This window comes from Agrobacterium sp. AGB01, from assembly GCF_014851585.1.
Taxonomy (GTDB): Bacteria; Pseudomonadota; Alphaproteobacteria; order Rhizobiales; family Rhizobiaceae; genus Agrobacterium.
In genome coordinates this window covers 265,300-279,142 of sequence record NZ_JACVAB010000002.1, presented here as the reverse complement: position 1 = coordinate 279,142, position 13,843 = coordinate 265,300, and the positions used below count along the sequence as shown (strand labels likewise).

Genomic DNA, 13,843 nt, shown 5'->3' with positions numbered 1-13,843 from the left:
ATGCGGTTTCCGACCTGCATGCCTTTTTCATATCTCCTCACATACCCTGAGGCACAAGTATGGTCGGCTTTTTCGGTAGCGAACGCATGGAAACCGTAATGACGGGATCCTTTGCATAGGCAATATCAAACGACGCGCTGAACATGCTGACGAACTGTTCAAGCGGTGGCCCAGTGCGATGCATGGGCAGGATCAGCGCTGAACGCAATCGTTTGACCACCCGGCTCATACTATCGGCGCCCATGGTCAAACCGCCGTCCACCGGCACCATCAGAATATCGAGACGGCCGATTTCGGCGTAATGTGTGTTGGTTAGCTCATGGTGCAGATGCCCAAGATGGCCGATGCACAGGCCGGCAACCTCAAAGATGAAGATCGAATTGCCGTTCTTCTGAAAGGACTCGTAGTCCGCCCAACCGCTGCGAATATCCGTCGTGACGTTTCTGATATAAACATCATCCACCATCACCTGATGTTCAGCCTTTTCACCCGCCTTATCGCTCCAGCCATGCAGGACATATTCAATGCCCGGGTCCGGTTTCAGTGTGTAATGGGTGGTGTGGGCACGGTTCATCGTCGCAACGGTTGGCGTACGCTGCGGCCTATAGACCCCGTTATAATCGGTTGCGATCCGCACACCGGCCGGTGTCTCAATTTCATAGGTCGAATGGCCGATGAAGGTGATTTTCACCTCTTCCTTGGCCGACTGTTGCACAAGCTGTACGTCTGGAAGTTTGAAGCTGGCGAAGGTAACGCCAGGAATGTTCTGTGCGATTGCCTGACATTGGCTGACAGGTAATCTTGCTGCCTGTTGGGCGAATGATGGTCCCGCCACTGACAGAAGTCCGGTGAATGCACTTAAAAGCACGCGCAGCATCATGCCGCTCTCCTGAACTGGTTTCCCGTCAGAAAGATGCGGCAGAACAGGCAAACCGTCCAGCGGCAAGCCAGAACAGCCTTTCACAATCTCGTCATCGAGACGCTATTGCAAATGATATCGACGTTTAGAGGATCAGGCCCAGAAGGACGGAATGGTTTCTGCCAAACGTGGTCCGAGACGCAGAGGTGCAATCTTTTCAGCCAGACCTGTACTGTCTGAGATTTCCACGCCAACGCCGCAAATCGTGGCAGGCCCGCTCGCAGCCTCGAAACGACCCTTTGGCATCTTGGAAATGAACCGGTTGATCGGCTCTTCTTTTTCCATGCCAAGCGAGGAATCGTAGTCACCGCACATGCCGGCATCCGACATATAGGCTGTTCCGCCATTGAGGATCTGCGCGTCAGCTGTCGGAACATGCGTATGCGTTCCAACCACGAAGCTGGCACGGCCATCGACGAAATGTCCGAAGCACTGCTTTTCACTGGTCGCTTCGGCATGGAAGTCGAAGATAATGGCATCCGCCTGCTCTTTCAGCGGGCAGGCAGCCAGAATGTTTTCTGCTGACTTGAAGGGGTCATCCAGTTCAGGGTGCATGAAAACGCGCCCCATAATATTGGCCACCAGCACGCGCGCGCCATTGCGAGCATAAAAGATGCCGGAACCTTTACCGGGTGTGCCATCAGGATAATTTGCCGGACGCAGAAACTGGTCATGGCGCTCACAGAACGATACGGCTTCCTTTTGGTCCCAGACGTGATTTCCGGTTGTCACAACATCAGCACCGGCATTGATCGTTTCGAGATAGATATCCTCGGTGATACCGAAACCACCGGCCGCATTCTCACCATTCACGATCACAAAATCGAGTTTCAGATCAGAAACCAAACCCGGCAGTCGGTCCCAAACCGCTGTCCGACCTGTTTTTCCAACCATGTCACCCAAAAACAAAAGCCGCATGCAAACATCCACTACTCGAAATATCGGAAGCCGTTTTCAGTCAGAACGGCATGAAGGCGCACATCATGCGGCTCCGCTGGCACTGATGGCACTTCCTGGCAGGCAAATGCAACGCCCACGAGCACGGGATTCAGGCCTTTTTTGTGCAATTTATCGACGGCACGGTCATAATGGCCAGCACCATAGCCAATACGATTGCCCTGACCGTCAAAAACCGCAAGCGGCACCAGAAGAATATCCGGATCCAGCACAGCAGCATTGTGCCCCGGCCCACGCGTGCCGAAACCGGTATCAACGAGCGGAATGTCGGGATGAAACTCACGAAACACGATAGTCTGGCGATCCAGAACCACTGGCAGACACAGTCGAACATCCTTTTGTGCCAATACAGTCAGCAGCGGCAAAAGGTCGACCTCGGAACGGATTGGCAAAAATCCTGAAATGATCGCACCGGGCTTGAAAGCAAGCCCGGCCAGGGCGTGTCTGGCAATCAGAAGGCTTTTCTCAACACGCTCATCTTTTCCAAGCGTATCGCGCGCGGCAAGCCTTTCGCCGCGCAGCCTTGCTTTTACCAGTGGATCGCCGGACATCAGGCAGCCCGGCTCACGAGCACCTTGTCGATACGATGACCATCAAGGTCGATAACCTCGAAACGCCAGCCGTTGCGGGTGACGTGCTCACCCAATTGCGGCAGGCGACGGAATTCACCCAGCACCAGACCGGCAACGGTCTCAAACTCGGCATCGTCATCAATCTGGAAGCCCATGAGATCGGCAAACTCGTCGGCAGGCATCCAGCCGGCAACGAGGAAGGATCCATCTTCACGTTCAACCATTGCAGGCTCTTCGTCGTCCTCTTCCTGAAACGCACCTGTGATGGCTTCAAGAATGTCACCGGAACTGATGATACCTTCGAAATGGCCGTATTCGTCATAGACCAGCACCATATGCACCGTGGAGCGGCGCAGAGACTGGATGACATCAACAGCACTTGTCAGGTCGGAGACGACGGGAACTTCACGCATCGCTTCACGAACATTGAGTTCCTTACCGGATGCAAAAGCGTCGAACGCGTCTTTAACAAACAGCACGCCGAGGATTTCATCCGACGAGCCGTTACGGACCGGCAGGCGGGATCTCTGCGTGCTGCGAAGCTGCTCGCGAATTTCCTCAGCGGTGTCTTCAATGTCGATAACCTCGACGTCGCGACGTGGTGTCATCAGACCGCGGGCGTTACGGTCCGCCAGTCGCATAACACCCGATATCATCGCCGATTCCTCGGTTTCGATAACACCGGCACTATGGGCTTCGGCAAGAACAGTACGGATTTCATCATCGGTGACAGATGCGCCGGTATCACCGCTGTGACCCAGCAGGCCGAGGATCAGCTTGCCGGACTTGTCCAGCAGCCACACAAGCGGCGCACCGATTTTGGAAAGCAGCATCATGGCCGGAGCGACGCGTGCTGCAACCCGTTCCGGGTCGCGCAAAGCAATCTGCTTGGGAACCAGTTCACCAACGATCAGCGAGAGATAGGTAATGGCAACAACGACAGTACCAACACCAAGCGCATCGGCGAGCCTGTCGGAAACGCCCTGTGCCAACAACCAGGCGGTAAAGCGCGCACCGAGCGTTGCACCAGAGAAGGCACCGGACAAAATACCGACAAGGGTAATACCGATCTGTACCGTGGAAAGAAATCGGCCGGGATTTTCCGACAGACTAATGGCGATTGCGGCTCCCTTACTACCCTGAGCGGCAAGCACCTTCAGCCTCGCCGGTCTGGAGGAAACCACGGCGAGTTCTGACATGGCAAGCACACCGTTCAGGACGGTGAGCAGAACCACGATAATAATTTCAGTAAACAAGTTTAGCTCTTTGGGCTGTTGAACGTCGCATCACGGCTGGAAACAGCAGAAACCCTAGGGGGTTAAACGGATACGCCATGTCGGATAATAAGGAATAAAATTATCAATGCAATGACCGCCAATATAAAATATCAGCGTAAACTCATGATTATTTCTACATTGGCGATAATATTTATCGTTCGCAACCTGTGGGAAAGACACCGCAACAGGCGATTGATCAAAATGCCTGAACAGGTATCGCGCCATCAAAGCATCGACATCCCGGAAAGAGCCGAAGATGAAGGGCCGAAAGCGGTCTTGCGCCGCCAAGCGACGACTGTAGCAAACATCACCGAGAGAGGAGTGAAGCGCGATCCACGGCGACCGATGGAGGTTTACGATCCTGGGTGCCTACAAACGTAGGTGGGCGCCGTGTGTCCAGTCCCACGGGACTGGTCAGGGACAGCTCCCTTTGGATCGAGTATGGCCCCAGGGATTGTGATTCCTGTCGAGAAGCGCAGACCGCACATCAGATATAGAGTGTATCAAATCGCTTTGCCAGAGGCAGACGTAATTGAGGCGCGGAAAATTGTCTGCGGATCAGTTCGGCTGGGCCTGCGGCTTTGGCCGCGACAACAGTTTTTCGGTAACACCGTTAAGCCGCGACGTCAGATCGCCAATGGCCTGCACCAGCAAGGCATCGGTCTGGGCGCGGTTTTCTGCAGCACCATCGCGGTGTTGCTTGAGGTTATCGACCTGCTCCTGCAGCGATGCCAGTTTGCGGTTCACTTCCGACAACTCGTCCGTCACCATGATGCCAGCCATCACGGTCAGGCGCAGATCGCCAATTTCGCCAAACTGGTTCTTCAAATGGCCAACATATTGATCGAACCGCGAGGCGAGTTCGGTCAAATGACCCTCCTGCCCTTCTTCGCAGGCCATGCGATAGGCCTTGCCATCGATCATAACGGTCACTTGCGCCATTCGATTACCTTTTTACCTCAGCGATCCAGAACCGCACGTATGGTTTCCATCGCCGTCACCAATCGACGCGATACTTCGCGATTGACTTCCTCGAGCCTATTGGCACGAAACTCGGATTGGTCCAGTTCCTGAGCCAGCCGGGAGCGATCCGTGTGTACACGGCGCACTTCGCTATCGATATCGCCCTGCTCACGTTGACGCTCGATACGCATGTCGATTGCGTTTTCAAGGCCTGTAATCGCGGAGCCAAGCTCCGACAGCGCCAGTTGTAGTGTCTTGTCCGCCGCCATTTTCTTATCCGGTTTGACGCAGCCGCGACGAATCGTCCGATTGCGTCCTCTTCAGCCCGGATACGATATTCCCAGAGTAACAAGCACGTCAATCAAACGTGGGATAATGCTATAATATAGCCTGTGGACGGAGATTTACGCGGCCCCGCCAATCGTCAATCGCGCTGAAGTCTAAAGCACAGTGTTTTTTTATAGCATCGACGACGGCAAACGCGCGTGCTTTTATTGACTTGGCTGTACCACCTGCTATGGATCAGCCGCTTTCTGGATAGTATCTCGAAACTATCACCTTTCACCCGAAACAAAGCGGAAAAGCCATGATCTCTCGCGACAAACATAACCGGATGGCGAATGCGATCCGCTTCCTTGCCATGGATGCTGTGGAAAAGGCCAATTCCGGCCACCCCGGCCTGCCGATGGGAGCCGCAGACGTAGCAACGGTCCTGTTCAGCCGTTATTTGAAATTCGATCCCAAAAATCCTTTGTGGCCAGATCGCGACCGCTTCGTGCTGTCTGCCGGTCATGGTTCCATGTTGCTGTACGCCCTGTTGTACCTGACGGGTTACGAAGACATGACGATCGATGAGATCAAGCGTTTCCGCCAGTTGGGCTCCAAGACCGCCGGTCACCCGGAATATGGTCATGCCACCGGCATCGAAACCACCACCGGCCCGCTCGGCCAGGGCATTGCCAACGCCGTTGGTATGGCAATCGCTGAAAAGAAGCTCGAGCAGGAATTCGGCACCGACCTGCAGAGCCATTTCACATATGCCCTGTGCGGTGATGGTTGCCTTATGGAAGGCATCAGCCACGAAGCCATCGCACTTGCTGGCCACCTGAAGCTGAACAAGCTGGTCCTGTTCTGGGACAACAACAACATCACCATCGACGGTGAAGTTGGCCTGTCTGATTCCACGGACCAGATCGCACGCTTTAAGTCCGTTCACTGGAACACCATCGAAATCGACGGTCATGATCCAGACGCGATTGCCGCTGCCATTGAGGCTGCCCAGAAGTCGGACCGTCCGACCTTCATCGCCTGCAAGACCGTGATCGGTTTTGGTGCGCCGAACAAGCAGGGCACACATAAGGTTCACGGCAACCCACTGGGTGCTGAAGAAATCGCTGCGGCCCGCAAGCACCTCAACTGGGAGGCTGAAGCGTTTGTTGTGCCGGAAGATGTTCTGGATGCATGGCGCCTCACCGGCCTGCGCTCCACCAAGGCACGCCAGGAATGGGAAGGTCGCCTTTCCGCCACTGAAAATGCCAAGAAGGCTGAATTCACCCGCCGTTTCGCGGGCGACCTGCCGGGCAACTTCAACAGCGCAATCGACGCCTTCAAAAAGAAGGTCTCCGAGAACAACCCAACTGTTGCGACCCGTAAGGCTTCGGAAGACGCTCTGGAAGTCATTAACGGCATCCTGGCCGAAACGCTGGGCGGCTCTGCCGACCTGACGCCGTCGAACAACACCAAGACCAGCCAGATGAAGTCCATCACGCCTTCGGACTTCTCGGGCCGTTACATGCACTACGGTATCCGCGAACACGGGATGGCTGCTGCCATGAACGGTATCGCCCTTCACGGCGGTCTCATTCCTTACTCCGGCGGCTTCCTGATCTTCTCGGATTATTGCCGTCCGTCCATTCGTCTTGCTGCTCTCATGGGCATCCGCGTCGTTCACGTGCTGACACATGATTCCATCGGTGTTGGCGAAGACGGTCCAACCCACCAGCCGGTCGAACATGTTGCAGCACTGCGCGCCATTCCAAACCTGCTGGTCTTCCGCCCTGCGGATGAAACCGAAACCGCGGAATGCTGGCAGATTGCTCTGGAGCATAAAGACCGCCCATCGGCACTTGCGCTGACCCGTCAGAACCTGACGCCAGCCCGCAAGGAATATGAAGAAAAGAACCTTTGCGCTTATGGTGCCTATGAACTGGTTTCCGCAAGCGACGCCAAGGTTTCGATCTTCGCGTCCGGTTCTGAAATCGAACTGGCACTCAAGGCCGCAGAAACATTGAAGCAGAAGGGTGTTTCTACCCGCGTTGTTTCGGTTCCTTGCTTTGAGTTGTTCGCTGAGCAGCCAGAAACCTACCGCAATTCAGTGATCGGCAAGGCACCTGTCAAGATTGCCGTCGAAGCAGCAATCCGTCAGGGCTGGGATTACTTCATCGGTTCGGATGGCGCATTTGTCGGCATGAACTCCTTCGGCGCATCCGCACCGGCCAAGGATCTCTTCAAGCATTTCGGCATCACGGTGGAAGCCGTTGTTGCTGCAGCCGAAGCAAAGCTAGCGTGAGGGCCCCAAGCCCTCACTATTTCCCACTACAAGCATTTTTTGATCGGGAGTATGTAAATGACTGTAAAAGTAGCCATTAACGGCTTCGGCCGTATCGGCCGTAATGTCCTTCGCGCTATCGTTGAATCCGGCCGCACTGACATTGAAGTTGTCGCAATTAACGACCTTGGACCAGTAGAGACCAACGCGCACCTGCTGCGTTACGATTCGATCCACGGCAAGTTCCCAGCCGACGTAAAGGTTGAAGGCGACACCATCACCGTTGCCGGTGGCAAGCCAATCAAGGTTACCGCAGTTCGCGACCCAGCCCAGCTGCCGCACAAGGAACTCGGCGTCGACATCGCACTGGAATGCACAGGCATTTTCGTTGCACGCGACAAGGCTGCTGCTCACCTGACAGCTGGTGCAAAGCGCGTTATCGTTTCGGCTCCTGCTGAAGGCGCTGACCTGACTGTTGTATTCGGCGTAAACCATGACCAGCTGACCAAGGACCACCTGGTCATCTCCAACGCATCTTGCACCACGAACTGCCTCGTGCCAGTCGTGAAGGTTCTCGATGATGCCGTTGGTATCGACCATGGCTTCATGACCACCATCCACTCTTACACAGGCGACCAGCCAACGTTGGACACCATGCACAAGGACCTGTACCGCGCTCGCGCTGCTGCCCTGTCTATGATCCCGACCTCGACCGGTGCTGCCAAGGCCGTGGGCCTCGTGCTGCCTCACCTCAAGGGCAAGTTGGACGGTACGTCGATCCGCGTTCCGACACCAAATGTTTCGGTTGTCGACTTCAAGTTCGTTGCCAAGCGCGACACGACAGCTGCAGAAATCAACGAAGCCATCAAGGCAGCCTCCAACGGCGCCCTGAAGGGTATCCTCGGCTACACCGAAGAGCCGCTGGTTTCGCGTGACTTCAACCACGACAGCCACTCCTCGATCTTCGCAATCGACCAGACCAAGGTTCTGGAAGGCAAGTTCGTCCGCATCCTGACCTGGTACGACAACGAGTGGGGTTTCTCCAACCGTATGTCCGACACGGCTGTTGCCTTCGCAAAGACCATCTAATCAGATTTCACTCTGATGATGAGAACCCGGTAGAAGCAATTCTGCCGGGTTTTTTCTTTTTCCGACATCAACGCGTCGACACTCACGCTTCGACAGCCCTGCAAACATAAATTTATTGCAGTGCAAATTTTTTGCGAAATAGACACTAACTTTCCGTCTTCCTGCCTTGCTGTGGTCCATTTTGCTGCGGAAAAACGAAAGCAGGGATTGGTTGCGCATCATGTGCTTCATGCCCTGCCCGTATCAATCGATACACCCCGCCTTGCCCTGCCTTGACCAGTAAACCCTGCGGTCAGAAGGCCGTCCAACCCGTGGCGCATTGACTGCTGACGTGCACGGCATGCCTGATGACACAGCACTGCTGAAGGATTAGGGCATTGGAATCATTTTATATTCTTCTTTTAGCAGCAACCGTTCTTGTTCTTGTCGCTGCGTTTTCCAGTCTCATTGCTTTCCGCTTCGGCGCGCCCTTGCTGCTTCTCTTCCTGCTGATCGGTCTTCTCGCTGGATCAGATGGGCTGGGCATTCACTTCGAAAACAACCCGCTCGCCTACATGCTCGGGTCTGTGGCGCTTGCCGTCATTCTGTTCGACTCAGGTTTTGGAACCAACCTGCAATCCTTCAAGCTATCGGCAGCCCCCGCAATAACCCTTGCCTCCGTCGGCGTGGTGCTGACGGCAATCTTTTTCGCCGGGGCGGCCTCACTGCTGCTGGGTCTCTCATGGATTGAAGGGCTTTTACTCGGCGCCATCGTTGCTTCCACGGATGCCGCAGCGGTGTTTTTCCTGCTGCGCATTGGCGGCATTCATATTCGCGATCAGGTCCGCTCCACACTGGAAGTCGAATCCGGCACAAACGATCCCATGGCCATCTTCCTGACGCTTATACTGGTTGAGGTTATTTCCAGCGGTCGCGGCATGTCCGGTCTCGATAGCAGCATCCTCCTGCTGTTCATCGAAGAAATGGGCCTCGGCGTGCTGGTCGGTCTTGCCGGCGGTTACATGATCGTTGCCATCGTCAATCGTTTTGCAGTGGATCGCGGGCTGGCACCGATCTTTGTCCTGGCACTGGCGATGCTGGTATTTTCATTCACCGGCACGATTGGCGGCAGCGGCTTCCTTGCCGTCTACGTCGCCGGCATCGTGGCCGGCAATCGCAAGATTTTCGCCAAACATGCGATCCGGCGCTTCCACGAAGGCATGACCTGGCTTTCACAGATCATCATGTTCCTGATGCTCGGACTTCTGGCCACGCCGTCGCAATTTCCCGCCATCATCGTACCAGCCATACTCTTGGCCTTGTTCCTGATCTTAATTGCCCGCCCGCTGGCGGTGTGGCTGAGCCTGATGCCGTTCAATTATACGCAGCAGGAAACCTCCTTCATCGCCTGGGTTGGCCTGCGTGGTGCGGTTTCCATCCTGCTTGCCATCATGCCGATCCTAGGCGGGCTGGAAAACGGCCAGATATTCTTCAATGCCGCCTTCATCATCGTTCTTGTGTCTCTGATGCTGCAAGGTTGGACCATCAAACCCGTTGCCATGCGTCTCGGACTGATCGTGCCGCCACGCATGGGCGAGGTCGACAAGCTGGAGGTCGATTTGCCCGGTACAGCCAATCATGAACTGATTTCATACCGTGTGACAAAAGAAAGCCCTGTGCTGCACGGAGAACGCATTCCACGCTGGGCAATGCCGTCGCTGGTCATCCGCGATGGCAAGTCCATCCGTTACCAATATGCAGGTCGGCTACGGGAAAATGACCAGATCTATCTGTTCGTTGCCCCTGGCTACTCCCGACTGCTCGACAGACTGTTTGCCAGCCGCATTCCGGTTGCTCCAGATGATGCCGATTTTTTTGGAACATTCTCGATCTCGCCCACCGGCTTTGCCCGCGACCTCGACACGTCCTATGGGCCGGATCTGTTGGCAACCTCTGAGCAGTCGATGACCATTGTCGAACTGATTGAAAGCCGCCTTGGCGGCAAGGCAGAATATGCCGACCGTATTCGTCTGGGTTCAATCGTCCTGATCGTTCGCAATCTCGATGAAAACAACGCCATATCGAGTGTTGGATTGTCGCTTGAGCCGGTAGAACCGGCCACGCACCTGCCGGTTTTCATCAATCTTCGCGAAATCATCCACCGCGTCCAAACCCACTTTGCCAGTCGTGAGGTGAAAGGTTCCTAGGATGTTTGGCGGCAGTATCAAAAATGACACTTGAACCGCTTGCGTCCAAAAGCAGTCATAGTATGGTCCGGCAATATTTTTCCACAACGCATAGATCAGGACCGACACATGCCCGCCTTTAAGACCCTTGACGATCTGAACGACATTTCGGGAAAACGCGTTCTTGTACGCGTCGATCTCAACGTACCGGTTGCCGACGGCAAAGTAACGGATGCTACCCGCATTGAGCGCGTTGCACCGACCATTCTCGAGCTGTCGAACAAAGGTGCCAAAGTTATTCTGCTTGCGCATTTCGGTCGTCCGAAGGGTGAGCCGGTCGCCGACATGTCGCTGAGCCTGATCGTGCCAGCCGTGCAGGACGTTCTTGGCAAGCCTGTTCAATTTGGTGACGATTGTATTGGCGATGCCGCAGCCGAAGCCGTTGGCAAAATGGCAAATGGCGACATCCTGCTTCTGGAAAATACCCGCTTCCACAAGGGGGAAGAAAAGAACGACCCGGCATTTGTTGAGGCACTTGCCAAAAACGGCGACATCTACGTCAACGACGCGTTTTCGGCGGCGCACCGTGCGCACGCTTCGACCGAAGGCCTTGCCCACCACCTGCCATCCTATGCCGGCCGCACCATGCAGGCCGAGCTTGAAGCATTGGAAAAGGGACTCGGCAAGCCGTCGCGTCCGGTTGTTGCCATCGTTGGCGGCGCCAAGGTTTCCAGCAAGATCGACCTGCTGATGAACCTTGTCAAAAAGGTAGACGCTCTGGTGATTGGTGGCGGCATGGCCAACACCTTCATTGCAGCTCGCGGCACCAATGTCGGCAAGTCGCTGTGCGAACATGACCTGGCCGCGACCGCCAAGCAGATCATGATTGAAGCAGCAAGCTCTGGCTGCGCAATCGTTCTGCCGGAAGATGGCGTAGTTGCCCGCGAGTTTAAGGCCAATGCTGCCAACGAAACTGTCGACATCAACGCAATTCCTGAAGATGCGATGGTTCTGGACGTTGGTCCGAAATCCGTCGAAAGCATCAAGGCATGGATTTCCCGCGCTGAAACACTGGTCTGGAATGGCCCGCTTGGCGCATTTGAAATCGCTCCATTCGACACGGCAACCGTTGCAGCCGCCAAACATGCTGCTGAATGCACCAAGTCCGGCAAGTTGGTGTCGGTTGCAGGCGGTGGCGACACCGTAGCTGCCCTCAACCACGCTGGCGCTGCAGACGACTTCACCTATGTGTCGACTGCCGGCGGCGCGTTCCTCGAATGGATGGAAGGCAAGATTCTTCCAGGCGTTGCGGTGCTCAGCAAGGCCTGAGATCAACCTATCATTTGATACTTTTGCAGCCGGGCAAAATCTTTTGTCCGGCTTTTTCTTTTTGGGTGTACAATGGGCCAACAACTTTCAAACGATTGAAATGATTTCAATCGTTTCAATGAGTTAGCGTGCCATTTTCCTCGTCGTAAACATCTGTTATCGCGAAAACATTGTGCCTTGGGAGAATAGCAATGACCGAACGCCTTGAAGACATCGCAATTAAAATGGTTGCCGACGGCAAGGGTATCCTGGCTGCCGACGAATCCACATCCACAATCAAAAAGAGATTTGACACCATCAATCTTGAATCCACGGAAACCAGCCGTCGCGACTACCGCGAGATGCTGTTCCGTTCCGATGATGCCATGAAGAAGTACATCTCTGGCGTTATCCTTTACGAAGAAACCCTCTACCAGAAAGCTGCCGATGGCACGCCTTTCGTAGACCTGATCAAAGCTGCTGGCAGCATTCCAGGTATCAAGGTTGATATCGGTGCCAAGCCAATGGCTTACCACCCGCACGAATTCATCACCGAAGGCCTAGACAACCTGTATGAGCGCCTGCGCAAATATCACGAGGCTGGTGCACGTTTTGCCAAATGGCGCGGCGTTATCACTATTGGTGAAGCGCGTCCGAGCTGGGGTTCGATCAAGGCCAACTCCCAGTCGCTCGCACGTTATGCAGCTCTCTGCCAGCAGGCCGACATCGTTCCGATCGTCGAGCCGGAAGTGCTGATGGACGGTGAACCTGGCACTCACGACATCGATCGTTGCGCTGAAGTAACCCAGTGGGTTCTGCAGACTGTGTTTGCAGACCTGTTTGACGCCCGCGTCAATCTTGAAGGCATGATCCTCAAGCCGAACATGGTCATCGACGGCAAGAAAGCACGCAAGGCAGGCGTTGAAGAAGTTGCGGAGAAGACCGTCAAGGTTCTCAAGGCAACCGTACCGGCTCTGGTACCGGGCATTGCTTTCCTCTCCGGCGGCCAGTCTTCGGAAGAAGCAACGGCGCACCTGTCGGCCATGAACTCCGGTTACGACCTGCCTTGGGGCCTGACATACTCTTATGGTCGCGCCTTGCAGGACACCGCACTCAAGACCTGGGCCGGCAAGTCAGAAAACGTGGCTGCTGGCCAGCGCGCTTTCACGCACCGTGCAGAAATGAACAGCCTTGCCGCCACCGGCAGCTGGAAAAAGGAACTGGAAAAGGCAGCCTGATAGAGGCATGTTTCCAAACCATCAAAGCCGCCCTCCGGGCGGCTTTTTTGTTGCCATGCAGGACCCTTGAGGCTGGAAATGGCAATATGCACGGAAAGGCGTTATCAAATAGCCAGGGTCCTGTAGCCTCGCTACCGCCCACCTGACAGCAACACGACAGTCGTGTGCCTGACGTGGCGACGGCCCGGAAATTTGCGCATTAATCCGCCGTCGAACTTGGAGAGACAGTGCTGATACAGAAACTCAGGCTTCAGCGCGGATGGTCACAGGAGCAATTGGCAACCATAAGCGGGTTGAGCACACGAACCATTCAACGGTTGGAGCGCGGCCAGCCCGCCAGCCTCGAAACCATGAATACTCTGGCAGCAGTCTTCGAAGTCGATTTGTCCCAACTGACAGATCAGAAGGAAGCCGAAATGCCGAATTATGTCGCAAATCACACCGAGGCTGAGGAAGCGATTGCCTTTGCCAAGGTTCGCCGCATCAAGAAATTCTACCTGCACCTCATTCAATATGTCGTCGTTCTGTGCGTACTGAGCGTGATCAACATACTTACAAACCCCGGATATTTCTGGGTGATCTGGCCTGCTCTCGGCTGGGGTATTGCGCTTGCGTCCCATGCCCTCAGGACCTTTGAACTAATTCCCTTCCTGAATGCAGACTGGGAAAAGAAACAGGTCGAAAATCACCTTGGGCGTAAGCTTTAATCGACAATCGGAAAAGTCCGACGCGATGGCTGGTCCATAACGAAGATTGCATTTTGCAATTCGCTTTCCTGCCTTCAATAGGCAGGAGAGCGGCCCGTTA

The 13,843-nt window shown here is 55.0% G+C and carries 12 protein-coding genes and 1 other RNA gene; 6 read left to right on the top strand and 7 right to left on the bottom strand.

The genetic code is table 11. The features are described from left to right. Positions 1 to 37 precede the first annotated feature (37 nt). From IB237_RS08065 to IB237_RS08035, 7 genes are all read right to left on the bottom strand, one after another. Positions 38 to 880 carry an MBL fold metallo-hydrolase gene (locus IB237_RS08065; RefSeq protein ID WP_192488134.1) on the bottom strand — a complete coding sequence of 281 codons (843 nt, stop codon included), beginning with the start codon at positions 878 to 880 and terminating at the stop codon, positions 38 to 40. Between the two features lie 132 nt (positions 881 to 1,012). Continuing rightward, on the bottom strand, positions 1,013 to 1,837 hold the full coding sequence (locus IB237_RS08060) for a TIGR00282 family metallophosphoesterase (RefSeq protein WP_192488133.1): 825 nt from the start codon (positions 1,835 to 1,837) through the stop codon (positions 1,013 to 1,015). An 11-nt stretch (positions 1,838 to 1,848) separates the two neighbouring features. Next, positions 1,849 to 2,427, bottom strand: coding sequence for a 5-formyltetrahydrofolate cyclo-ligase (locus IB237_RS08055; protein WP_192488132.1), 579 nt, complete (start codon positions 2,425 to 2,427; stop codon positions 1,849 to 1,851). Beyond that, a complete protein-coding gene (locus tag IB237_RS08050; protein WP_192488835.1) occupies positions 2,427 to 3,689 on the bottom strand; it encodes a hemolysin family protein in 1,263 nt (420 codons plus the stop codon). The genes IB237_RS08055 and IB237_RS08050 overlap by 1 nt, the downstream gene beginning before the upstream one ends. Positions 3,690 to 4,051: 362 nt before the next feature. Then, positions 4,052 to 4,210: non-coding RNA, 6S RNA (gene ssrS / locus IB237_RS08045), on the bottom strand. 73 nt (positions 4,211 to 4,283) lie between these two features. Next, the gene (locus IB237_RS08040; RefSeq protein WP_192488131.1) at positions 4,284 to 4,667 is read right to left on the bottom strand and encodes a cell division protein ZapA; all 384 of its coding nucleotides are present in this window, start codon (positions 4,665 to 4,667) and stop codon (positions 4,284 to 4,286) included. A gap of 17 nt (positions 4,668 to 4,684) precedes the next feature. Then, positions 4,685 to 4,957, bottom strand: a complete 273-nt coding sequence (locus tag IB237_RS08035) for a DUF4164 domain-containing protein (protein WP_192488130.1) — start codon at positions 4,955 to 4,957, stop codon at positions 4,685 to 4,687. A 317-nt stretch (positions 4,958 to 5,274) separates the two neighbouring features. Here IB237_RS08035 and tkt point away from each other — a divergent pair, with 317 nt between their 5' ends. From tkt to IB237_RS08005, 6 genes are all read left to right on the top strand, one after another. Continuing rightward, positions 5,275 to 7,257, top strand: a complete 1,983-nt coding sequence (gene tkt / locus IB237_RS08030) for a transketolase (RefSeq protein ID WP_192488129.1) — start codon at positions 5,275 to 5,277, stop codon at positions 7,255 to 7,257. A 57-nt stretch (positions 7,258 to 7,314) separates the two neighbouring features. Further along, the gene (gap, locus tag IB237_RS08025; protein WP_192488128.1) at positions 7,315 to 8,325 is read left to right on the top strand and encodes a type I glyceraldehyde-3-phosphate dehydrogenase; all 1,011 of its coding nucleotides are present in this window, start codon (positions 7,315 to 7,317) and stop codon (positions 8,323 to 8,325) included. 377 nt (positions 8,326 to 8,702) lie between these two features. After that, the gene (locus IB237_RS08020; protein ID WP_192488127.1) at positions 8,703 to 10,511 is read left to right on the top strand and encodes a potassium/proton antiporter; all 1,809 of its coding nucleotides are present in this window, start codon (positions 8,703 to 8,705) and stop codon (positions 10,509 to 10,511) included. A gap of 108 nt (positions 10,512 to 10,619) precedes the next feature. Beyond that, entirely contained in the window at positions 10,620 to 11,819 is a 1,200-nt protein-coding gene (pgk, locus tag IB237_RS08015; protein WP_192488126.1) for a phosphoglycerate kinase, read from the top strand. 191 nt (positions 11,820 to 12,010) lie between these two features. Beyond that, the gene (locus IB237_RS08010; protein ID WP_192488125.1) at positions 12,011 to 13,036 is read left to right on the top strand and encodes a class I fructose-bisphosphate aldolase; all 1,026 of its coding nucleotides are present in this window, start codon (positions 12,011 to 12,013) and stop codon (positions 13,034 to 13,036) included. Positions 13,037 to 13,263: 227 nt separating this feature from the next. Then, entirely contained in the window at positions 13,264 to 13,743 is a 480-nt protein-coding gene (locus IB237_RS08005; protein ID WP_192488124.1) for a 2TM domain-containing protein, read from the top strand. Positions 13,744 to 13,843 lie beyond the last annotated feature (100 nt).

What these genes read in the sequence shown, in the direction of transcription:
- tkt (WP_192488129.1), top strand. Translation starts at nt 5,275, where the DNA reads ATGATCTCTCGCGACAAACATAACCGGATGGCGAATGCGATCCGCTTC.
- IB237_RS08010 (WP_192488125.1), top strand. Translation starts at nt 12,011, where the DNA reads ATGACCGAACGCCTTGAAGACATCGCAATTAAAATGGTTGCCGACGGC.
- pgk (WP_192488126.1), top strand. Translation starts at nt 10,620, where the DNA reads ATGCCCGCCTTTAAGACCCTTGACGATCTGAACGACATTTCGGGAAAA.
- IB237_RS08065 (WP_192488134.1), bottom strand. Translation starts at nt 880, where the DNA reads ATGATGCTGCGCGTGCTTTTAAGTGCATTCACCGGACTTCTGTCAGTG.
- IB237_RS08035 (WP_192488130.1), bottom strand. Translation starts at nt 4,957, where the DNA reads ATGGCGGCGGACAAGACACTACAACTGGCGCTGTCGGAGCTTGGCTCC.
- IB237_RS08055 (WP_192488132.1), bottom strand. Translation starts at nt 2,427, where the DNA reads ATGTCCGGCGATCCACTGGTAAAAGCAAGGCTGCGCGGCGAAAGGCTT.
- IB237_RS08040 (WP_192488131.1), bottom strand. Translation starts at nt 4,667, where the DNA reads ATGGCGCAAGTGACCGTTATGATCGATGGCAAGGCCTATCGCATGGCC.
- gap (WP_192488128.1), top strand. Translation starts at nt 7,315, where the DNA reads ATGACTGTAAAAGTAGCCATTAACGGCTTCGGCCGTATCGGCCGTAAT.
- IB237_RS08060 (WP_192488133.1), bottom strand. Translation starts at nt 1,837, where the DNA reads ATGCGGCTTTTGTTTTTGGGTGACATGGTTGGAAAAACAGGTCGGACA.